The 22,175-nt window shown below is 42.0% G+C and carries 22 protein-coding genes; 13 read left to right on the forward strand and 9 right to left on the reverse strand.

The window, feature by feature from the left end; genetic code table 11:
* Window positions 1–290: 290 nt before the first annotated feature.
* Together EPX21_RS09255 and mutS are read left to right on the forward strand one after the other, a co-directional pair.
* Window positions 291–632: a tetratricopeptide repeat protein gene (locus EPX21_RS09255; RefSeq protein ID WP_134089388.1), complete on the forward strand. Its 342-nt coding sequence runs from the start codon at window positions 291–293 to the stop codon at window positions 630–632.
* Window positions 633–721: 89 nt separating this feature from the next.
* Window positions 722–3,331, forward strand: coding sequence for a DNA mismatch repair protein MutS (mutS, locus tag EPX21_RS09260; protein WP_134089389.1), 2,610 nt, complete (start codon window positions 722–724; stop codon window positions 3,329–3,331).
* Here mutS and EPX21_RS09265 read toward each other — a convergent pair.
* Genes EPX21_RS09265 through EPX21_RS09275 form a run of 3 tightly spaced genes read right to left on the reverse strand, consistent with a single transcriptional unit; the run spans window position 3,328 to window position 6,021 of the window.
* The gene (locus EPX21_RS09265; RefSeq protein WP_134089390.1) at window positions 3,328–4,023 is read right to left on the reverse strand and encodes a bifunctional 2-polyprenyl-6-hydroxyphenol methylase/3-demethylubiquinol 3-O-methyltransferase UbiG; all 696 of its coding nucleotides are present in this window, start codon (window positions 4,021–4,023) and stop codon (window positions 3,328–3,330) included. The two genes, mutS and EPX21_RS09265, sit on opposite strands and share 4 nt — an antisense overlap.
* A 13-nt stretch (window positions 4,024–4,036) precedes the next feature.
* A complete protein-coding gene (pncB, locus tag EPX21_RS09270; RefSeq protein WP_134089391.1) occupies window positions 4,037–5,230 on the reverse strand; it encodes a nicotinate phosphoribosyltransferase in 1,194 nt (397 codons plus the stop codon).
* 38 nt (window positions 5,231–5,268) lie between these two features.
* A complete protein-coding gene (locus tag EPX21_RS09275) occupies window positions 5,269–6,021 on the reverse strand; it encodes an SGNH/GDSL hydrolase family protein (protein ID WP_134089392.1) in 753 nt (250 codons plus the stop codon).
* A 273-nt stretch (window positions 6,022–6,294) separates the two neighbouring features.
* Here EPX21_RS09275 and EPX21_RS09280 point away from each other — a divergent pair, with 273 nt between their 5' ends.
* Genes EPX21_RS09280 through EPX21_RS09290 form a run of 3 tightly spaced genes read left to right on the forward strand, consistent with a single transcriptional unit; the run spans window position 6,295 to window position 8,843 of the window.
* Window positions 6,295–7,059, forward strand: a complete 765-nt coding sequence (locus EPX21_RS09280) for an ABC transporter permease (protein WP_134089393.1) — start codon at window positions 6,295–6,297, stop codon at window positions 7,057–7,059.
* A 2-nt stretch (window positions 7,060–7,061) separates the two neighbouring features.
* Window positions 7,062–7,835, forward strand: a complete 774-nt coding sequence (locus EPX21_RS09285; RefSeq protein ID WP_134089394.1) for an ABC transporter ATP-binding protein — start codon at window positions 7,062–7,064, stop codon at window positions 7,833–7,835.
* A 3-nt stretch (window positions 7,836–7,838) separates the two neighbouring features.
* Window positions 7,839–8,843 carry an MlaD family protein gene (locus EPX21_RS09290; protein WP_134089395.1) on the forward strand — a complete coding sequence of 335 codons (1,005 nt, stop codon included), beginning with the start codon at window positions 7,839–7,841 and terminating at the stop codon, window positions 8,841–8,843.
* A 16-nt stretch (window positions 8,844–8,859) separates the two neighbouring features.
* On the opposite strand, the gene EPX21_RS09295 is transcribed toward EPX21_RS09290, so the two are convergent.
* From EPX21_RS09295 to EPX21_RS09310, 4 genes are read right to left on the reverse strand one after another with little or no spacing between them, the layout of a single operon-like run.
* Window positions 8,860–9,864 (reverse strand): YihY/virulence factor BrkB family protein, encoded by a 1,005-nt coding sequence (locus tag EPX21_RS09295; RefSeq protein WP_134089396.1) that lies wholly within the window; start codon window positions 9,862–9,864, stop codon window positions 8,860–8,862.
* Window positions 9,861–10,277, reverse strand: coding sequence for a thioesterase family protein (locus tag EPX21_RS09300; protein ID WP_134089397.1), 417 nt, complete (start codon window positions 10,275–10,277; stop codon window positions 9,861–9,863). The genes EPX21_RS09295 and EPX21_RS09300 overlap by 4 nt, the downstream gene beginning before the upstream one ends.
* A complete protein-coding gene (gene mltG, locus EPX21_RS09305; RefSeq protein ID WP_134089398.1) occupies window positions 10,277–11,335 on the reverse strand; it encodes an endolytic transglycosylase MltG in 1,059 nt (352 codons plus the stop codon). Before mltG ends, EPX21_RS09300 begins: the two co-directional genes overlap by 1 nt.
* A gap of 25 nt (window positions 11,336–11,360) precedes the next feature.
* Entirely contained in the window at window positions 11,361–12,125 is a 765-nt protein-coding gene (locus tag EPX21_RS09310; protein WP_134089399.1) for a PASTA domain-containing protein, read from the reverse strand.
* 121 nt (window positions 12,126–12,246) lie between these two features.
* Between EPX21_RS09310 and EPX21_RS09315 the strand changes: the two genes are divergently transcribed.
* A complete protein-coding gene (locus EPX21_RS09315; RefSeq protein ID WP_134089400.1) occupies window positions 12,247–13,245 on the forward strand; it encodes a D-alanine--D-alanine ligase in 999 nt (332 codons plus the stop codon).
* Between the two features lie 124 nt (window positions 13,246–13,369).
* Here EPX21_RS09315 and EPX21_RS09320 read toward each other — a convergent pair whose 3' ends face one another.
* Window positions 13,370–13,786 (reverse strand): thioesterase family protein, encoded by a 417-nt coding sequence (locus EPX21_RS09320; protein WP_134089401.1) that lies wholly within the window; start codon window positions 13,784–13,786, stop codon window positions 13,370–13,372.
* Window positions 13,787–13,960: 174 nt separating this feature from the next.
* Between EPX21_RS09320 and rpsO the strand changes: the two genes are divergently transcribed.
* The gene (rpsO, locus tag EPX21_RS09325; protein WP_134089402.1) at window positions 13,961–14,239 is read left to right on the forward strand and encodes a 30S ribosomal protein S15; all 279 of its coding nucleotides are present in this window, start codon (window positions 13,961–13,963) and stop codon (window positions 14,237–14,239) included.
* A gap of 155 nt (window positions 14,240–14,394) precedes the next feature.
* On the opposite strand, the gene EPX21_RS09330 is transcribed toward rpsO, so the two are convergent.
* Window positions 14,395–14,586: a hypothetical protein gene (locus tag EPX21_RS09330; protein WP_134089403.1), complete on the reverse strand. Its 192-nt coding sequence runs from the start codon at window positions 14,584–14,586 to the stop codon at window positions 14,395–14,397.
* Window positions 14,587–14,858: 272 nt separating this feature from the next.
* On the opposite strand from EPX21_RS09330, the gene EPX21_RS09335 reads away from it, so the two are divergent.
* The 6 genes from EPX21_RS09335 (at window position 14,859) to EPX21_RS09360 (ending at window position 22,105) form a co-directional block, all read left to right on the forward strand.
* Window positions 14,859–15,860: a S41 family peptidase gene (locus EPX21_RS09335; RefSeq protein WP_134089404.1), complete on the forward strand. Its 1,002-nt coding sequence runs from the start codon at window positions 14,859–14,861 to the stop codon at window positions 15,858–15,860.
* Window positions 15,861–16,142: 282 nt separating this feature from the next.
* Complete coding sequence (gene pnp, locus EPX21_RS09340; RefSeq protein WP_134089411.1) at window positions 16,143–18,293, forward strand: polyribonucleotide nucleotidyltransferase; 2,151 nt, start codon at window positions 16,143–16,145, stop codon at window positions 18,291–18,293.
* A 151-nt stretch (window positions 18,294–18,444) separates the two neighbouring features.
* The gene (gene rpe, locus EPX21_RS09345; protein WP_134089405.1) at window positions 18,445–19,116 is read left to right on the forward strand and encodes a ribulose-phosphate 3-epimerase; all 672 of its coding nucleotides are present in this window, start codon (window positions 18,445–18,447) and stop codon (window positions 19,114–19,116) included.
* Between the two features lie 262 nt (window positions 19,117–19,378).
* Window positions 19,379–20,446 (forward strand): 3-phosphoserine/phosphohydroxythreonine transaminase, encoded by a 1,068-nt coding sequence (gene serC, locus EPX21_RS09350; protein ID WP_134089406.1) that lies wholly within the window; start codon window positions 19,379–19,381, stop codon window positions 20,444–20,446.
* A 218-nt stretch (window positions 20,447–20,664) separates the two neighbouring features.
* A complete protein-coding gene (locus tag EPX21_RS09355; RefSeq protein ID WP_134089407.1) occupies window positions 20,665–21,612 on the forward strand; it encodes a D-2-hydroxyacid dehydrogenase in 948 nt (315 codons plus the stop codon).
* A gap of 277 nt (window positions 21,613–21,889) precedes the next feature.
* Window positions 21,890–22,105 carry a hypothetical protein gene (locus EPX21_RS09360; RefSeq protein ID WP_134089408.1) on the forward strand — a complete coding sequence of 72 codons (216 nt, stop codon included), beginning with the start codon at window positions 21,890–21,892 and terminating at the stop codon, window positions 22,103–22,105.
* Window positions 22,106–22,175 lie beyond the last annotated feature (70 nt).

A 22,175-nucleotide genomic window follows, 5' to 3' on the forward strand; every position in this document is an offset into this window, starting at 1 on the left:
ATCAAGGTGTCATGAAGGTTCTAGAAGGTCTTTGAACCGACTGCAGCGAGCTCATTCATGCCACTGAGAACAAGAACGTGGATGAATAAATAGACACTTTCAGAGAAACGTCGTCTTTTAGTCATCGAAAGCGCATCGGGCCGCATTTAGTCATTCTTCTTACATAAACCTAGAATAAAAGAAAGTTGTTTGCTGTCATTGTGAAATGAAAGTGTACTTTTTTATCTTTGGCATGTAAGTTCTAAAGATAAAAAAAATCACATAAATAATAAACAGTAACCGTCAAATCTATGAGTAACGACCGTTTGGAGCAACTTTTCGATTTTTTGAAAACGAGCCCCGATGAGCCTTTTATTTTGTATGCCATTGCAAGCGAGTATGTTAAACGAGGTGATTCAGTCAACGCCTTGTCTTACTTTCAAGCGCTTATAGACAAAAGGCCCGACTATGTGGGAACCTACTATCATTTTGGCCGATTATACGAGTCGTTAGGCAGGAAGGACGAGGCAATAGCGATTTATCAAAAAGGTATGACAGTAGCAAAACAAGCGCATGACATGCATGCTTATTCTGAACTTCAAACCGTTTATCAGAGTGCTTCCGGTATCGAGCCGGACGATGAAGATTGGTAATTGACGCGGCCAAGCGAAATAATAACAGAAAGTGCGGGTCGCTTATTCCTAATTTTGTTTTATTTTTACGCCCCTAAAGAAAGTAGATTTTGGCAAAGACAGTAAAGAAAGAAACTCCATTAATGCAGCAATATAACAGCATCAAAGTGAAATATCCTGGTGCTTTGTTATTGTTTAGAGTAGGCGATTTTTATGAAACCTTCGGCTCTGATGCGGTTAAAGCGGCGGAGATCTTAGGCATCGTTTTAACGAAACGCGGAAATGGCAGTGCTTCTGAAACTGAATTGGCAGGCTTTCCCCATCATTCTTTGGAGACGTACTTGCCAAAGCTCGTACGGGCTGGACAACGGGTGGCCATTTGCGACCAGTTGGAAGACCCGAAAACGGTAAAGACCATCGTGAAGCGAGGGGTTACCGAGCTGGTAACTCCGGGTGTATCGTATAACGATAATATCATTCAACAGAAGGCTAATAATTATTTGGCTTCTTTGTTTTTGGACAAAAATGCCATGGGCGTTGCCTTCCTGGATATTTCAACCGGCGAATTTTTAGTGGCGCAGGGAAGTAGCGACTATATTGATAAATTACTGCAAGGCTTTAAGCCGAGCGAAATCATTTTGCCTAAGCGATCGTTTAAGGATTTTGTAGAGCAATTTGGCGACCGGTTTTATACCTATACATTAGACGAATGGCCTTATAGCGGCGATTATGCAAAGGAGACGCTTTTAAAGCACTTTGAAGTAAGTTCCTTGAAAGGATTTGGGATTGACCGTATGCACCTGGCCATTGTTGCCGCCGGAGTTGCACTGCATTATCTGAATGAAGCTGAACATAAAAATTTACAGCACATTTCTAATATTGCCCGTATTGAGGAAGAGCGTTATATGTGGTTGGATAGGTTCACGATTCGTAATCTCGAGTTGATTGGCTCAACCAATGAAAATGCCACTACACTGGCTGACGTGTTGGATTGCACTTCTTCACCGATGGGAGCCAGGTTACTGAAACGTTGGATGGTGATGCCCTTAAAAGACAAGGGGCCTATCACGGAAAGGTTAGAGGTCGTCGCATATCTTTTAAAGCACGAAAATTTAAGAGAACAATTAGTTCAGGAAATTAAGCAAATAGGGGATTTAGAACGATTAATCAGTAAAATAGGGCTCCAAAAAGCAAATCCGCGGGAACTGGTTCAGCTAAAAAGAGCTTTACTGTCTATCGAACGGCTTAAAGAGCTCACAGCCGCCGCCGACACGCGGGCATTAAACGTGATTGCGGAGCAACTCAATCCCTGCGAACTCATTCGCGACCGAATAGAAAAAGAACTGCAACCGGAACCTCCCGTTTTATTAACAAAAGGGAATGTGATTGCCGATGGCGTCGATGCGGAACTCGATCGTTTACGTAAGGTCGCTTTCGGCGGAAAAGATTATCTGCTAGAAATCCAAAGACGTGAATCGGAAATTACGGGTATTCCCTCCTTAAAGATCTCCTTCAATAATGTGTTTGGTTATTATCTTGAAGTAACCAACGCGCATAAAGACAAAGTGCCGGCCGATTGGGTAAGAAAGCAAACGTTGGTAAATGCCGAGCGTTACATCACTAATGAGCTGAAAGAATACGAAGAACAGATTTTAGGGGCTGAAGACAAAATACAAATAATAGAAAATCGCGTATATGGCGAATTGCTCGCGGCCTTAATAGATTATATTAAGCCCATTCAGCTGAATGCCAATTTGATTGCCCAGCTCGATGTACTGTTAAATTTTGCGACCATTGCTCATAAAAACCATTATGTTAGGCCCATAATCAACGACGGTAAACTGATCGATATTAAGGGTGGGCGTCACCCCGTAATCGAAAAGAATTTGCCGATTGGCGAACAGTATATTACCAATGATGTCTTTTTAGATAGTGATAGCCAGCAGATTATTATTATAACCGGGCCTAACATGGCTGGTAAATCGGCCTTGTTACGACAAACTGGATTGATTGTTCTCATGGCCCAAATGGGATGTTTTGTTCCGGCAAAGCATGCTGAAATCGGTCTGGTCGATAAGATTTTTACGCGGGTCGGCGCTTCTGACAACTTATCATCGGGCGAATCGACCTTTATGGTAGAAATGAATGAAACAGCAAGTATTCTTAACAACTTGTCTGACCGGAGCCTTATTTTATTGGATGAAATCGGCCGTGGAACCAGTACCTATGACGGGATATCCATTGCCTGGGCTATCGCCGAGTATCTGCATAATCACCCTTCGGCGAAGGCGAAGACCCTTTTTGCAACGCACTATCATGAGTTAAACGAATTAACCAACTCGTTTAACCGAATAAAGAATTTCAACGTGTCGGTCAAAGAGGTAAACAATAAGATCATCTTTCTTCGGAAGTTAGTGCCAGGAGGAAGCGAACATAGTTTCGGGATACACGTTGCGAAGATGGCCGGTATGCCAACGAAGCTGGTAATAAGGGCCAATGAAATACTAAAGCGTCTTGAGCAGGAGCGCACGGGGGGCGAGCATATTAAGGATAGTATGAAAAAGATACAGAAACAGGCCTATCAACTGCAAATGTTTTCAATTGATGACCCGGTGCTAGTCAAAATCCGCGATATGCTCAACAATTTGGATGTAAATGCGTTAACTCCTGTAGAGGCGCTGATGAAACTTGACGAAATCCAACGCCTGCTTAAGAACTAATCGCGCAAAGACAGCCTAACGAGATACTGGTCATCCGGATCCTCATAAAGCACTTGGACTACCCAACCGTCTTGCTGGGCTATCTTTATCATGGTGTCCTGATCAATGTACAGCCATCCGAAAGGGTCACCCAATTGGCCTTGGTATTCATATTGAAACCTGACTTCTCCGTAGTATACATCGTTAGGCGGAATATTGCCTTCATAAAGATAGGCGATATCCGAAGAATCGAACAATAGCTGCCCGCCCTTCCTCAACATCTTTTTACAATGAGCAAGGAGCTGCTTGAAACCGTTAATAGTTTCTGCCAGGCCAATGCCGTTCATTAAAAACAGTAAAGTGTCAAATTTTTTGCCGCGGTAATCGAAAATATCCTGATTCACTACATTTCTAACGCCGCTATCTTTCATGATTTTACAGGCTATAGTGGAAATTTCCAGAGCCGTTACGTCGAATCCCTTTTTTTGTAGATATAAGCAATGGCTGCCCGCTCCGGCACCTACGTCTAGCACGCTTCCGTCACAGAGAGAAAGGGCAATGAATTCCAATTCCGGAAAATCTTCTTCCTTCCGGAAAAAAATCTCGATAGGCATCTCTTCATCTTCGCCATAATTGTTGTGTAGTATCAAAGGGGCCGTTTCGCTGCCTTTATAGTAGTCGAGCAGGGCGGCTCCGTAAACATCTTTGTTCATGTAAAGTAACTTACTACTGTGTTGAATCGTTAATACCTAAAATAGTTTTACTCAGCTCTATCATCTTCGGGTCTCCGGTATATTTTCCCTTTACATCGGAAAGTTTTACCACAGGTGTCCAATAGGCACCCTCCGGATAAGCCTCTGTCATCTTAATGACGATGTTCATCGGGTCGAGCCCCACATCGTTCGTGAAATTAGTGCCAATTCCGAACGAAATGCCAATTTTTCCCTGGCAGTGCCTAGCAATGCGTACCACCTTCTCATAATCTAAACCGTCAGAAAAGATAATCGTCTTCGATAGTGGATTGATTCCCTTGCTTTTGTAGTGAGCGATGGTTTTATCGGCAAAGAGAATAGGGTCTCCACTGTCATGACGAACGCCGTCGAAAAGTTTGGTGAACATTTTATCAAATTGAGAGAAAAACACATCGGTGGTATAGGTATCGGAAAGTGCAATTCCCAAATCGCCTCTATACACATTCACCCAATGCTCCAGGCTCAAGCCATTCGCCGTCTTAAAGCCATATTTAGCGGCGTGGAACATAAACCACTCATGGGCATGGGTTCCTATCGGTTTCGTTTGATTGAGCATGGCCATGTGTACATTGCTGGTGCCGATAAAACTTTTGCTGCCATACTGTTTTAAGGCCTGAACAACCAACCGATGGGTATGGTAGGCGTGGCGTCTTCGTGTGCCGAACTCGGCAATGGTGACTCCTAAAGCGTTATATTTTTCGATCTTATTTTTTGCCGTTCTGATGATTTGCTCGTCACTGTCACCACTAAGATGATTCAATTTATAATAAAGTTCGGATATCAAGGACATGAGTGGCACTTCCCATAAAATGGTCCGATACCAATAACCCGTTATCTTTACAGAAAGATTGTCGGCATTTTGCGAAACGCTTACTTCATCGGGATCATAGCGGTAGCCTTGAAGAAAATCAAGATAAGTAGGATCTAAATATGGACAAGTGTCTTTTAAATATTGTTTCTCTTCACGTGTTAGGTGAAGGGTTGCCATTTTGTTGATCGATGTTCTAAGTTCTTCCGCAAAACCTGCCGGAAAGCGATGCTTACCACGATTGATAAATTCATATTTTGCTTGAGCCTTAGGAAATAGTTTGAACACCGCATGTTGCATCGTGAATTTATAAAAGTCATTATCCAATAGGGAATTCAGTATAGTGTGCGAAGGTGTCATTGTATGTATTGCTGCGCAGGCTAGTGTTTTAATGTGAATTAGATACCGACTACTTTAAGCCACGCCTCGGCCATCAATGCAGCGCCGGCAAGACTGGGGTGTACACCATCGCCTGTCCAATAGTTGGCAGGTGCATGCTTAATTGCCTCATCAAATATTTGTTGATACGGAACAAAAACAGCGTTGAAATCTTTGGCAATGTCTTTCGCAGCAAGTCGATATGCGTCGAAGGCGGGATACCATTCGTCTGTTACCGCCCGCACATCTTTTACGGCAAATGGTTCGCCTATCACTAATTGTACGTTAGGCAAATCTTTTTTTGTTCGCGTTAATAAGTCTTTTAAATCGCGTTTATAGGTTTCAACTGTGCCGCTGTAGGCGTTTTCTTTGGCCAACGTGTGCCAATAGTCGTTCACGCCAATTAAGATGCTTAGCACGTTCGGCTTTATTTTTAAGCAGTCTTTATCCCAGCGTTCCGCCAATTGATAAACTTTATTTCCGCTGATGCCTTTGTTGAATATACGGAGATTGAGGGGCGCTTTTTTCAACAGCACTTGGGAAGCAGCAATGAAGGCATAACCGGTACCTAGGGTCCTAGGATCGTTTGCGTCGTCTTTGCTTTTATCTCTACCTGCATCGGTAATGGAGTCCCCTTGAAACAAAATCACATCATTGGCGTTTATGTTAATCGACGTTCTTTTTATACCGGCCGCAGTAACGATCTCAGGTAGACTAACTGCCAAGGTGGTACCAAGGGCTAAATTTTGAATAAATTTCCTTCTACTGGACATAGATTTAAATTAGTTAAGATAATGGTTAAAAAATGCGTTAACGTGTTATGATAATCGAATGCAAAAAATATCAAATGAATGGTTAAAAGTAATTGTTTTAAAACTAACGACAGAAGCAAAGATCAAAAAATTCATGAAAATATCATAAAAAGCGAAAACAGCGAAAGCTTTTAACTTTTATGTTACTAAATCGGGAATTTGTTTAATAAAAAACTACTTTTGCAAAAAAAGGCACTTGGGGTCCTATGTGTCCATAGCGGATAGACAGAACAGATGATTTCTAAGAAAATAGACCAAAAGCTTATTCAGCTAGGTGATTTACACCATTTTATCATGCGATTCTTCAAGGAGTTATTTATGCCGCCTTATGAATTTAAGGAGATCATAAATCAATGCTACGAGATCGGCGTCAAGTCTTTACCTTTAATCTCTTTAACGGGTTTTATTACCGGTATTGTATTTACGAACCAGTCGCGGCCTTCCCTGGAGGATTTTGGAGCGACGGCCATGTTGCCCTCACTCATCGCGATTGCAATCGTTCGGGCACTTGCCCCGTTGGTAACGGCTTTAATTGCTGCCGGAAAGGTGGGGTCTAATATCGGGGCTGAATTGGGGTCGATGAAAGTGACTGAGCAAATTGACGCCATGGAGGTGTCGGGAACCAATCCGTTTAAATTTTTGGTGGTCAGTAGGGTCTTAGCAACAACGGTCATGATTCCGATTTTAAGCTGCTACACCGGATTTGTCGGTTTAATGGGCTCTTTTCTTAACGTATACCAGCACGAATCGGTCAGCTTTATAAGCTTTTTTGATCAAGTGTTCGAAACAGTGACCTTCCTCGATATCTTTCAGGCAATTATAAAAGCCGCCTTTTTCGGTTTTACTATCGGTATTGTAGGTTGTTATCAGGGATATAACTCTTCTAAAGGAACAGAAGGTGTCGGTAAAGCGGCCAATGCCGCCGTTGTTGCCTCTATGTTTCTTATTTTCATTGAAGAGCAGTTGGTTGTTATGATTGTTCAAGCCATACGAGGATAAAGATGGAAAAACAGCTATCGCATATTAATTATCAGAACCCGGTTATCAATATAGTGGGGCTTCGTAAATCTTTCGGCGATCTGCATATATTAAGAGGTGTGGATTTAAAGCTGTTCGAGGGGGAGAACTTGGTGGTTTTGGGCCGTTCCGGTACCGGTAAATCGGTTTTGATCAAGATTGTGTCTGGCTTGTTGTCGGCAGACGAAGGAAGCGTCAATGTACTAGGGCAAGAAGTGGGCGATCTGGATGAAAAGGCTTTAATGTCCTTACGATTGAGAATCGGATTTTCTTTTCAGAATAGTGCGTTATATGATAGCATGACCGTACGTGAAAACCTCGAATTTCCGCTGGTGAGGAATAAGCGGTCGTTAACGCGGACCGAAATCGATCGGGAAGTACATGAAGTATTGGATTCAGTCGGTTTATTACAAGCTTTAAATCAAATGCCTTCCGAATTATCGGGCGGACAACGGAAACGTATAGGAATCGCCAGGACACTAATATTACGGCCGGATATTATGCTATACGATGAGCCAACGGCCGGTTTAGATCCCATTACATGTACTGAGATCAATAATTTGATTAACGAAGTTCAACAGATATATAAAACATCTTCCATTATCATCACGCACGATCTTACCTGTGCCAAGGAGGTAGGCGACCGTATCGTGATGTTGTTGGATGGCAAGTTCGAAAGACAGGGTAGGTTCAACGATATTTTCGATTCAGATGACGCTCGTGTCAAGGCATTTTATGATTATAACTTTATTGCATAGTATATGGCTAATAATTCAGATAGTAAAAAGTCAGTTATTGTAGGTTTATTCACCTTATTAGGGATTATATTTTTTGTGTCGGCGATCTTTGTTCTTGGGGGAAACCAGAAGCGCTTTACGAAGACTATCAGTCTTAGGACGATCTTGGATAACGCGGGTGGATTAAAAGCGGGTAACAATGTCTTTTTTTCGGGTGTAAAAATTGGGACCATCAAAAAGATTAAATTAGTTGAGAACTCCCATGTGGAAATTGATTTCAGCATCGAGCAGAAATCGCAAGATTACATTCGAAAGGACGCGGAAGTACGGATAAGTTCCGAAGGTTTTATCGGGAATAAGATTATCGTGATTCAAGGCGGGAGCCCTAATGTTGCAGTGGTTGAGGAGGGAGACCTGTTGCAATCGGTAAAAAGTATTGACACGGAGGAGATGATGGCCACCTTACAGGTAAACAACCAGAATTTAGTGGCCATTACAAACGACGTGAAAAAGCTAAGCGAAAAAATCGCCAGTGGGGAAGGTACAATTGGCGCCATCTTAACAGATTCCACCATGGCTTTGCAAGTAAAAGCGATTATGGCTAGTTTGACGCAGACAGCGAGCAATACAGCAAAGGTGTCAAGTGCGTTAAATGCTTTTACCACCAAACTCAATACGAAAGGCTCCCTGGCCAATGAAATTTTAACGGATACCAGCGTTTATAAAAGTCTACGTAGCTCTGCTGCCCAGCTGCAGGGAATTACACAAAGTGCAACTGCTTTAACTGAAAACCTGGCCAGTGCAAGTGAAAAGATGAACAGCAAGGATAATACGTTGGGCGCACTTTTAAATGATGAAGAGATGGCGGTTACGATGAAACAGACCATGTGCAACCTGGAAGAGAGTACCGACAAATTAAATCAAAACATGGAAGCTCTTCAGCATAATTTCTTATTTAGGGGCTTCTTTAAAAAGCAAGCGAAGGAAAAAGAAAAAGAAGCAAAAGCAGCTGCGGAAGAAAGTAAATAGAAGGGATTTTGGTGTTTTACTCTGAGTCGCTGTGCTTGAATTTATTTTGGCCTTTCACCTCGGTTTTAAAGCTGTTAAATCGGGGTTTTACTATTTTAATACTTTGTTTGGACAAAGCGATGCTGGCATTGAGTTCAAAGCCGATCAGTAAAATAAGCGAGTTTAAGTATAGCCAAACCATAATAACAATCAGTGTACCGATAGAGCCGTAAAGCTTGTTATATGTGTTAAAGTTGTTGATATAAAAAGCGAATCCCCAAAATGTAAGCGCGGCCAATATCGTGGCTAAAGTAGCTCCGGGACTAAAGAAGCTCCACCTTTTCGACGAAGACGGACCATATTTATAAAGGATACTGAGCGTGAAGAAATATATACTCAGCAATATAATCCAACGGGTAACTCCTATGAGCCATGACCAAAATCCGCCTGTAATCTCGATGGTGTTTTTCAAATGATTGATAACAAAAGAGGCCATTGTAACGATGCCCATTCCTATGGTTAAAGCCATTATAATCATAATGGTTAAGGTAAGTGCAACGATTCGTTGTTTGACAAAGCTTCTGCTTTCCAGTACCAGAGACGATTTATTGAATGCCCGCATCAAGCTGTGAATGCCGTTGGTTGCAAAGATCATAGCCATTAAAAAACCGAAGGAAAGCAGCCCGCTATTTTGATTGGTAACGATATCCAATAGCGTCGATTCGATAGTTTTATAGGCGTTTTCGGGTAAAATCATCTGCATAAACTCCAGTAATTGTTCCTGAAAATCGTCAATAAAAACTTTAATATAAGGTATCAGGGTGAATAGAAATATGATGCCCGGGAAAATAGCCAACATAAAGGAGTAGGCTAGGGAAGAAGCTTTGTTCAAGAGCGATTCCCGGATTATTTCCTGAAAGAAAAAGAGACCTACTGTGTACAGCGGTAGCTTTCCAAAACCAGGTAGCACCACAATTTTGGTCCACTCAATAAAAAGGTAGTAAGGTTTAAAGTTTAGTAGTTTTCGGTGTAACCAATTCATCTGCTCTCCTCAAAATGTGGCGCCAATCGGTTCAGGAAATCTTGTGGAGGAAAACAGGGTTTATTTTTGTCCATGTCAATAAACACAAGCGTTGTGGCTCCAATATTGATCAATTCCTTTTTTTCATTAAACAGCTCGTAGTCGAATTTCATTCGTAATGAGGGCATATTGCGAATGGATACTTTTATGGTGAGCAAGTCGTCATACTTCGCCGGTTTAACGTATTTACAGGTCAAGTCTAACACGGGCATCATAATTCTGCCTGCTTCCATCTCTTTATAAGAGGTTCCCAAACTGCGGAGCATTTCTACCCGTGCCACTTCATAATACGCCGCATAATTACCATAATAAACATAGCCCATTTGATCGGTTTCACTGTATCTGACTCTAACCTGGGTTTCGAATGTAAGCATTATCTTTTGATATTTCGTTCGTTTAAAGCTTGTTGAAATTTCCTTGCGTTCACTAAATGTTCTGCCTGATTCGTTGAAAAATTGTGATAGCCCGAAAAGTCTTCTTTCGCGCACATATAAATATAATTGTGCTTCTGATAATTTAAAACCGCGTCAATAGCGGCAATACTAGGCATCATAATCGGCCCCGGAGGTAAGCCCTTATAAATATACGTGTTATAAGGCGAGTTTGTGCGCAAATGCCTGTTCAATACCCGCCGAATGGTGAAGTCGTTGGTGGCGAATATTACGGTAGGATCTGCTTGCAATAAGATTCCCTTTTGTAACCGATTGATATACAATCCCGCTATTTTCGGCATTTCGTCGGTATGTAAAGCTTCGCCTTTTACAATAGATGCCAATATGCTTACCTGAATAGGGCTTAAATTGATGGTGCTTGCTTTCTTTTTACGTTCCTCTGTCCAAAATTTATCGTATTCAGTATGCATTCGGTCGAAGAAGTCAGTAGCGGAGACATTCCAATACAGTTCATACGTATTTGGAATAAACATCGTGAAAAAGTTATCCGTATTGAAACCGTATTTAGTCGCGAGGGTATCACTGTTCAATAATCCCATCAGTGTTGACGAATCCGGTTCAATCTGCGTAGCCAGATAACCTGCAAACTGGTCTTTTAGTCGGATGTTCTGAAAACGAAGCTTAACAGGCTCCTGAAATCCGCCTCCAAGCATGTTGATCAAAGAACGGTTGTTCATGCCTTTTTCAAGCTTATATTTTCCCGGTTTGATACGAGCGGGGTATTCCATTTTCTCGGCAGCCCACCGAAAACTGGCGGTGTCAGAGACAATATTCTTCTCTCCCAGCTCTTCCATCAGGTCTTCAAAGTTCGATGCCGTTTTGACGTACAGGTACTCTTCGGTATCGGTCACATTAGGAGCAAAATACCTTCTATAATATGTGTAAGCAATGACACTACCAATTAATAATGCAACCACTACAATGACACTAATTATCCGCTTGCCTATCGATTTTTTCTTTGGTGTAGGAACTGTCTCCATTACGCGATATTTATCAATTAGATGGTTAATTGCTCAAAGCTAAATTTACGGGTGTGCCGATGCTCACTTTTTTCATGTTCGCGGTATCCGCTTCGGGCGTTTGGCTAATTACGCGGGCGCTTGCACTATCCACAATAGGGCCCATATAGTTGACCGTACCTAGTGTTAACGAGGCGCCCTTAAGTGAGAAGATGGCCTCATCAAGTGTATATCCAGTTAAATCCGGAATAGCGACTTCACTTTCGCCCATGCCATTTCCGAGTACTAAGTCGATTTTACTGCCTTTTGGGATCGGTTGCCCTGCATTAATTTTTTGTCCGGCATACTTCACGTCCAATACGCGGTCGCGCGCTATATCCGGTATATAAATAGTATCTCCCAGTTTTAGTCCATAATTATTTAAGGTTGAAACCGCTTCTAAGAGTGCCATCTCCGTTAAGTTCGGCAGCTGTACTTCGGGGGCGTTCTTCGTAATGATTGTCAAATACAGCGTCCGATTCAATTTAACCTTGGTGCCCGGATCGGGATCCTGTTCAATGACTAAGCCCGGTTGCTTATCCGCTTGATAAACAGAATCCACTTGATATCTGAAGCCTTGTGCTTCCAATTTCTGAATCGCATTTTCGATACCAATTCCTTTTAGGGTAGGAACTTCTATTGACTCTCCGTGACGGGTATAAAATCTTAAACTATAGAAAAGTAAGAGAAGAAAGACGATACCGGATATGATAGCGATGATCAGGTTCTTTCTGAATGTTTGGGTCCTTAAGTACTGAAAAAGTTTGCTCATCTAAGACGTCCTCGTTGAAGTTTTTGCTTTATTCTAAACGTAAAAAGTATGCCAATTCGTTTAAGATGATGAATAAAGATAACAATATTCAATTATCTTTGCTTGTATACTTTACTAATATATGAACGCAAAAATAGCATTAATTACCGGTGGATTTACGGGCGAAATCGAAATTTCCTTAAAAAGTGCGGCTTTCGTTGAGCATAAACTCCGAGCAAGTCACTATGACGTTTATAAAATTATCTTGACACCGCAGAGTTGGTATTACGTTGACGACGCAGGGATTAAATACGAAGTAAACCGTAATGATTTTACGCTGCCGCTAAAAGAGGGGATCATTAAGTTCGATTTGGCGTTTATTATGATACATGGTTCGCCCGGAGAGGACGGAAGGCTGCAAGGATATTTGGATATGATTGGGTTGAAATACACTTCCTGTGATACGTTGACATCTGCTTTGACGATGAATAAAGCCTATACCAAATCTTTGTTACAGGGAATCGACGATTTGTATTTGGCTCAGTCGGTATGTTTTTCTCCTGACCGCAGGAACGGAGCGGAAACAGCTATAAAAAGTAAGCTCAGACTTCCCTATTTTGTAAAACCAAATGGGGGCGGAAGCAGTATAGGAATGACCAAGGTAAAGGAACTGGCAGAGCTTTCGGAAGCGATAGATCGGGCATTTAATACCGAAAATTCGACGAAGCAGGTGCTAGTGGAAGAGTTCATCGCTGGAAGGGAATTTTCTGTCGGTATTTACAATAGTAAAGAAGGCTTGAAGGTGCTTCCTGCAACGGAAGTAATTACTACGCGCGAATTTTTCGATTTTGAAGCAAAGTATATTCCCGGTCTCACGAACGAAGTCACCCCAGCCGACTTGACGGGTGAGCAACGCGAACGAGTAGAGCGATTGGTAAAGGATGCGTATATCAAGTTGAATTGTAAAGGACTTGTACGAATAGATTTTTTCTTGGAAAAGGAGACAGACAGATTTTATTTCATCGAAGTCAATACGATTCCGGGGCAAACCGAAACCAGCTTTATACCACAACAGGTACGGGCAGCTGGGTTAGAAGAGGGCGCGTTTTATGCGGAACTTATAGAGCAAGCGCTCGCTTGATTTCTCTGTTCGGATAACGATCGATTCGTTGCATGAAACATCGGATCAATCATTATCATCCGAGCGGTAATTTCGCTCGCTTTAAGCCTCTTTTTACTTGTTTAGCTAGCTGAGCATCAGCTAGCTAAATAGAGTACTTCTCCATCATCTCTTCCGTTATAAATGCCGACCTTCCTGAATTTAGGTCAATCAGCGCATAGTCGAACCACCCGTCGCACGATATTTTCCCTGAATCTTTAAACTTTATTGCAAATGTTACAACGCAACCCTTGTCTTTCATCTCCTCTATTCCTGTCTCTACGACAAAATGTTGCCCTAACTTTAGCGGACGTTTGTAGTTGACATGCGCGGTACGGACTACCCAACCGAAGCCTTGCGCCATAAACTCTTCCATCGTCATGCCATAAAACACCTCCATTTGTTCGTACCTTGCGGCTAATACATAATCGAAGTACTTGCTATTATGTACATGTTGAAACATGTCTATTTCATCCGGTCTCACCTTAAATTCGCTCTCAAAGCGCGCATAATTATTTATCATTTCTGCTAATATAGAGATTTTTTCGACTTAGCAACCTATTTTGCTGTCTTTCTGTACAATGTTTCATACAGACTTATAAAATAATTTGTTTGCCGTACTTTGAAAGCAGAGCTAATTGTGTTACCTTTGCAGCCAATTAATAATTTTTTTTAACGCTTTAATATTATTCAGGTAATGTATTTAAGTAAAGAGTACAAAGAAGGGATTTTTGCAGAGTTTGCAGGAAATGCTCAAAACACCGGTTCAACAGAAGGACAAGTAGCATTATTTACTAAACGTATTGCTCATTTAACTGAACATTTGAAAAAAAACCGTAAGGACTTTTCCACTCAGTTAGCTTTGCAGAAATTGGTAGGTAAACGTCGTGCCTTATTATCTTATTTATATAAAAAAGATATCGAAAGATACCGTGCAATTATCAAAGCTTTAGAACTGAGAGATATCATAAAATAACTTTTAGTTTAAAAGAACAAGAAGAAAGCCGTTACGTTTTGTGTAATGGCTTTCTTGTTTTTAACCGTTAGCAGGCCGTCGCAATTTTAAATGTCTGATTCCTGCTCTCTTTTTCTTCCTTTTGAAGCGTGTATCAAATGCGGTAAGGCGTCAGGTTACTGCGCTTCCTTAAAATCTGTAAACTTCCACATGCCTTCTTCATCTTGCTCATAAGAAACGCTATATTTTTTTTCGCCAATCTCGATCTCAAAAGAAAAAGGACTACCTTTTGATAGTTCTGGTTTGTGTTGATTGAGCTTTACATCGGCAATTTCCTGAATTTGTTCTTTGCTATATACTTGGTCCATATCTGCTTTGATTTAAAAGTAATACAATAAAGCAACAATTTTCTGCCTGCTATGTTGTTTTTTTTTCAAAAAAGGTGCTTGCTTGCCTTCATCTGAAGGGGCAGGCCGACATAGATGATGCCAATGGCGTAAAGCCAACCGTACCTTGCAAGGCAACAAAATCCACTAGCCTTGTTAATACATTGTTAAATCCATGTTTAAGCCTGTTGACTTGCTCACCTCTTCGATATCTTTGCGACACTGTTTTAGTGATTTACCTTTAATTTCTGACCATGACTATTTTTCGGAAAGTTTTTTTTGCTTCGTTTTATCTGCTATTGTTAACCTGTTATGCCTCTCGAGGACAAACGGTTGATCGTACGGAAGTGCATGACATTATACAGACGCTTACGAATAAATTAACCGAAGTATATCCTTTTCCCGAAATAGCCGAGAAATACGAAAGAGCGATCTTAAAAAACGAATCTCAACATCAATATGAAGGCTTGTCTGAGGATTCCTTAGCCAGTAAGCTTACCCGCGATTTACGTGCGGTCCATAAGGACGTGCATTTACGGGTAATGAAAAATGACGAAACATTTAAACGTTTAACCACACCGGAAGAAAACAGAGGACGTGATCATTCAGAAGAGATGCGCATGATCAAACAGAATTATGGCTTTCAGCGGGTAGAAGTAGACGGTAAAACGTCTACTGCTTACATCGATATTCCGGGGCCATTTTGGGGTAATCAGGAAGCGTTTGAAATGGCAGCGGCAGCGATGAACATGGCGGCTTACAGCAAATATGTGATTTTAGATATTCGTCACAACCCGGGAGGTACCGGTCATATGGGACGTTTCATAGCATCCTATTTTTATTCGGCAGGTAATGAAAAATATTATCTGAACGGTTTTTACAAAGATCGGTCAAAAGATGAACAGGAATGGACTTATTCTTATGTCCCGGGAAAGAGAAATCCTAACGCCAAAGTTTTCATTTTGGTAGGCCCCGGCACGGGCTCTGCCTCCGAAGGTCTAGCCTACGCCATGCAAAAGCTGGGGCGGGCTACGATTGTGGGCGATACGACAGCCGGCGCTGGCATAGCGGGAACCTTTGTCCCTTTAAAACGCAATCTCATTGCTTTCGTTCCTTTCAAAATGGTGGTAGCTCCAAACTCAAATGAAGGGTGGGAGGGTGTAGGCGTTATTCCTGATGTTCTGGTTGGGGATAAAGACGCGTTAGCGGTTGCTCGGGAATTGATTGAAAAAGATAGTAACGCGAAGCCTCAGTGATTCGTAAGTGCTATATTTTGGGATGTCAGGCAATCCGTGTTAGCGGAATTAAGCTAATGATTTTAATAAGGACTAGCCTTATATAACGCCTACCTGATTTTGTTTATATAGGCCTTTGGCCCTCTCTGCAAGGCCTCTGTGTTTCCTATTGCGTGATATAAATTAACGAAGCCGTACTATAAAGTGATGGCTTTTTTTATTTACCTTTGTGCCAAAATAAGAGTCTAATAATTTTAAATGGATGCGTTTTTAAAGACGACCAACGCATCACTGAATGAAAACATGAGTTATAACGCAATTAAAAAAGCATTCGATATTGGCGATGGACGCCAGATCGAGATTGAAACCGGTAAATTGGCTAAACAGGCCGACGGTTCTGTAGTGGTAAAAATGGGTAATACCATGCTCTTGGCTACTGTAGTGTCTGCTCACGAAGCCAAGCCGGGTACCGATTTCTTACCTTTATCAGTTGATTACCAAGAAAAGTATGCCGCAACGGGACGCATACCCGGGGGCTTTTTAAGAAGAGAAGCACGCTTATCCGACTATGAGATTTTGATTTCCAGGTTAGTCGACCGGGCGCTTCGGCCTTTATTTCCAGATGATTATCACGCAGATACGCAAGTGATGATCACACTTATATCTGCCGATAAGGATATTATGCCGGACGCCTTAGCGGGATTAGCAGCATCTGCAGCCTTAGCCGTATCAGATATTCCGTTTAACGGACCGATCTCAGAAGTTCGCGTAGCTAAAATAGACGGTAAGTTAATTATCAACCCGCTTCTTAGCGAACTGGAGCGAGCAACGCTCGAATTTATCGTAGCTGGTTCTGCGAACGATATTGTGATGGTGGAAGGAGAGGCGAAGGAAATTTCTGAAGAAGAAATGGTAGAAGCCATCGCATTTGCCCATGAAGCCATTAAAATTCAAGTTCAAGCTCAAATTGAATTAGCGGAGATGGTAGGTAGTTCAGAAAAGCGGACCTATAACCACGAACCTAGTAACCCAGAGCTGAAAGAACGTGTGTATGCCGCCACGTATGAAAGTGTATATGCCGTTGCCAAATCAGGATTATCTAAAAAAGAGCGCTCGGCAAAGTTCGCTGATATTGCCGAAGCGTTTGCTTTAACCTTAGGTGAAGAAGCGGATGAAGAGACAGTATTTTTGGCAAAAAAATATTTCCATGACGTACAATATGACGCTGTTCGGAACTTGATCCTTAACGAAGGTATACGTCTTGATGGGCGCGATGTTCGTACTGTTAGGCCAATTTGGAGCGAAGTTGACTATTTACCGGCAGCACATGGCTCTGCCATTTTCACCAGAGGTGAAACGCAGTCACTTACTTCGGTTACATTAGGTGCAAAGGAAGACGAGCAAATGATTGACGGCGCCTTTATCAACGGCTATAGCCGTTTTATTTTGCATTACAATTTTCCAGGTTTTTCTACTGGCGAAGTAAGGCCAAACCGTGGTCCGGGAAGAAGAGAAGTAGGACATGGTAATCTGGCTATGCGTTCATTGAAGCAAGTATTGCCAAGTCAGGAGGAAAATCCTTATACCATCCGCATAGTTTCTGATATTCTTGAATCAAACGGTTCTTCTTCTATGGCAACTGTGTGTGCAGGAACGCTGGCATTGATGGACGCTGGGGTGAAAATCACTGCTCCCGTATCAGGTATTGCTATGGGACTAATTACCGACGAAAAGACCGGTAGATATGCGGTACTAAGCGATATTTTAGGCGACGAAGATCATTTGGGCGATATGGACTTTAAGGTTACCGGTACAAACAAGGGTATTGTTGCCTGTCAAATGGACTTAAAAATCAATGGCTTGAAATGGGAAGTGTTGAAAGAAGCTTTATACCAAGCCAAAGAATCGCGTTTGCATATTTTGAACGAGATGCTTAAAACAATTGAAGCTCCTCGTGAAGACTTTAAGCCACACGCTCCACGGATTGTTAGCTTAACGATCGACAAGGAGTTTATTGGCGCTATTATTGGGCCTGGTGGTAAAATTATTCAAGAGATGCAACGTGAAACAGGCACTACCATCTCCATTGAAGAAGTTGAAGGCAAGGGTATTGTTCAGGTATTTGCAGATAACAAAACGTCAATCGACGATGCGGTAAGGCGTATCAAAGCTATTGCTGCAAAACCCGAGGTGGGTGAGCTTTACGAAGGTAAGGTGAAATCTATTATGCCTTTCGGTGCGTTTGTTGAAATCTTGCCCGGTAAAGACGGTTTGCTTCATATTTCAGAAATCGATTGGAAACGCTACGAAACGATGGAGGGTATCTTCCAAGTCGGAGAAATCGTTAAAGTAAAATTACTGGATATTGATAAACAAGGTAAGTTGAAGCTTTCCAGAAAGGCCCTTTTGCCGCGTCCGGAGAAAAAGCAAGAATCAGAAAATAAACAAGACTAACGGCAGCATAATGAATAGCCACTACTTCGTAAAGTAGAGGGAGTGGCTTTTTCATACCATGTTGTAGCTAGTTGCGAACTTAAAAAATCTATAGTGCAAGCGCATATACGCTCGACGCTATAGATTTCATTTTTTATAAAGTTTTTAAGCGATGAAACACTTAGTAGCTCCTTCTATCTTATCAGCAGATTTTGCTAATCTTCAGCGGGATATCGAAATGCTCAACAATAGTGAGGCCGACTGGATTCATGTAGACATTATGGATGGTCTGTTTGTTCCAAATATTTCTTTTGGTTTTCCGGTTGTCAAAGCGGTGAAACACCATGCCGCTAAACCGCTAGATGTGCATTTAATGATAGTCGAGCCTGATCGGTATCTCGGTCAGTTTAAAGAGGCGGGAGCCACTAATATATCCGTTCATTTTGAAGCCTGTATACATTTGCACCGCACTATACAGAAAATTAAGGAGTTGGGATGTAGAGCGGGCGTTGCTATTAATCCGCATACGCCGATTGCACATTTGAATGATATTGTCGAAGACATTGACTTGGTTTGTATGATGTCGGTAAACCCAGGCTTTGGCGGTCAGCAATTTATTGAAAGTACTTATCGTCGTATTCGGGAACTTCGTCTTCTTGCAGAAGGTAAAAATCCGGATCTGTTGATTGAGATCGACGGAGGGGTGAATCACCAGAATGCTCTGCCTTTATTGCAAGCCGGGGCTAATGTGCTGGTTGCTGGAAATACTGTTTTTTCAGCGGCCGACCAGTTGAAGTCGATCAGGCAACTCAAGGAGCTGTCGCCAACCGCCAAAACGATTTGATCACGTCTACTACTGAAAAAGGGGGAGCTGAGGCTCCCTTTTTCAGTAGTAGACCTTTTTGTAAAATTTAATTTTGTTATCTCTTTAAGTCAACGAAAAGATTGTCATTATTTTGACAATAAAACATTAAAAACTTTGAGTTTTTTTTATAAAAACTTTACATTTGCCTAATCGAGATAATTTTATTGCTAGACCGGTATAAAGCTATTTTATAATGCAATTGTTAATTTAATGCTCACTTTTTAAATCTATAGAAAGAATAATGAAACATAATTTTGGTGCGGGGCCATGCATACTTCCTCCGGAGGTCTTTAAAGAAGCTTCTCAAGCTATAATTGATTTTAATGGTTCAGGTTTGTCAATTTTAGAAATTTCCCATCGTTCGAAAGCCTTTGAAGCCGTTATAGAAGAGACCGAGGCATTGGTGAGGGATTTACTTGCTGTTCCGGAAGGGTATTCTGTGTTGTTTTTACAGGGAGGGGCAAGTCAGCAGTTCGCAATGGTGCCCATGAACTTGCTTCCGCAAAGCGGAAAAGCAGCTTATCTCGATTCGGGAACGTGGGCGTCAAAAGCTTATAAGGAGGCGCAGAAACTTGGAACAGTGCAGGTCGTCGCCAGCTCTAAAGATGCAAATTATTCTTATGTACCGAAGGAATACGTCATACCGACTGATGCCGCCTATTTTCATTATACTTCTAACAATACCATCTATGGAACTGAGCTGTTTGAAGCGCCTCAATCGCCTGTTCCCTTAGCATGTGATATGTCGTCTGACATTTTAAGCCGAAAAATTAACGTCGCTGACTATGGCATAATTTATGCCGGTGCACAGAAGAATATGGGGCCGGCGGGTGTGACACTTGTTATTGTAAAAGATGATGTGCTGGGGAAAACCGGTCGAGATATCCCATCTATATTCGACTACCGTAAACATGCCGAGGCCGGTTCTATGTACAATACACCGCCGGTTTATGCTATTTATGTGTCTCTGTTGAATTTACGTTGGCTGAAAGCAAAGGGCGGTATACAGGAAATTGAGCGTGAAAATATCATCAAAGCGCGTACTTTATACGATGAAATTGATCGTAACCCACTGTTCAAAGGCACAGCAAACGTTGAAGATCGTTCCAGAATGAATGTGACCTTCGTTATGGAAAATCCTGAATTGGAAAAGTCCTTTTTAACACTGGCAGAGGAAAGGGGGCTGGTAGGATTAAAGGGACATCGGAGCGTAGGCGGATTTAGGGCTTCCATTTATAATGCGCTTACCATTACAAGCATTAATACCTTGGTTGATTTAATGCAGGAATTTGCCGAGAATAACGGCTAGCAGTAGGAAGTGGATAAACGGTTATGTATCGCTGCTTCTTATGCTATACATGCGTCTCCTAACGCCAGGCGTATCCTATAGGGCTTTAAACTAAATGTTAACATAAACCGTCGATTTCAAAATATTCGCCGTTTTGTATGGGAGAGTTTTGAACAGGGATTACCTTTGTAGATTAGGAAGGGTGCCTGAAAGATGGACAAAAATAAATTTATTTACAAATGAAACTATTAGCGAACGATGGGATAGATCCGGTAGGAAAGGAATTGTTAGAACAAGCTGGATTTACCGTTGATACCGTTCATATTCCCCAAGATGAATTGGCTGTAAAGCTGCAAGCTTATGACGCGATAACGGTTAGAAGTGCTACTAAAATCAGGCAGGATTTAATTGATGCCTGTCCTAATTTGAGATTAATTGGCAGAGGCGGTGTCGGTATGGACAATATCGATGTTGAATATGCCCGGTCGAAAGGTATCGCTGTGGTGAATACGCCTGCGGCATCTTCACAATCGGTAGCCGAGCTTGTTTTTGCACATCTCTATAATGGCGTTCGGTTCTTATACGACTCAAATCGTAAGATGCCCCTTGAGGGAAACACAAACTTTGCAGGTCTAAAAAAGGCTTACGCTAAAGGAATTGAGTTAAAAGGTAAGACATTAGGTGTGATAGGCTTTGGCCGTATCGGACAGGAAACTGCAAAAGTTGCTTTAGGAGTGGGAATGAACGTGATTGCCAGTGACTTTGTCGCGATTCCTAAGACCTTAACACTCAGATTATCGGGTGGCATTTCGGTGGATGTTCCCGTTAACCAGGTAAGTACCGATGAATTGATTAAGGAGGCCGACTTTATTAGTTTACACGTTCCTTTTCTGGAAAGGCCTGTTTTAGGCAAAGAGGAGTTTGCTTTGATGAAAAAGGGAGTAGGTATTGTGAATGCGTCACGAGGCGGTACCATCGATGAATTGGCTTTGATAGAGGCCTTGGATAATGGAATTGTTTCCTTTGCCGGTTTGGATGTATTCGACAGCGAACCAACGCCAAGAAAGGAAATACTGAACCATCCAAAGGTGTCACTAACTCCTCATATTGGCGCAGCAACCAACGAGGCACAAGAAAGGATAGGTGAAGAATTAGCTGAACTTATCATCGGATATTTTAAAGGGTAATTTCGACAACGATTTAGGTTAGTTTATGAAAAGGGAGGCAAAATGCGTTTTGTCTCCCTTTTTTTGTGTCTATAAAGCGGATTACCTTCGCTTTGCTCGGTGATCTTAACAAACGGCACCTTGTGCAGTATTTGATCCAGCGGAAAGTGAGGGATTACCTTCGCTTCGCTCGGTGATCCCTTTGAAGGGGAGGCTTCAGGTTAAATGCTGGTCGCTAGGCGCCCAAATCTTTATATTTACGCCTCGCCGGGGCCCGCTCGGCTTACCTAGATAACAAATGGCACCTTGTGCAGTATTTGATCCAGCAGAAAGTGAGGGATTACCTTCGCTTCGCTCGGTGATCCCTTTAAAGGGGGAGGCTTCAAAGCTTCGCAAGCCTTCGCTTCGCTCCGTTATTTTTTCGTTTAATGTTTTCGCTCAAGCGAGCTTGGCAAATCCATTAAACGAAAAAACCCGACTATCGTCGGGCTTGCGGGGCTTTGGCGGAAAGTGAGGGTCTTGAACTCGCTTCCTAATTCCTTGATTTAATATCTTTTATAAGTGCTGGTTTTTTGAGGTCTCGC

This window comes from Olivibacter sp. XZL3 (assembly GCF_004368405.1).
In the GTDB taxonomy this organism is placed as follows: Bacteria; Bacteroidota; Bacteroidia; order Sphingobacteriales; family Sphingobacteriaceae; genus Olivibacter.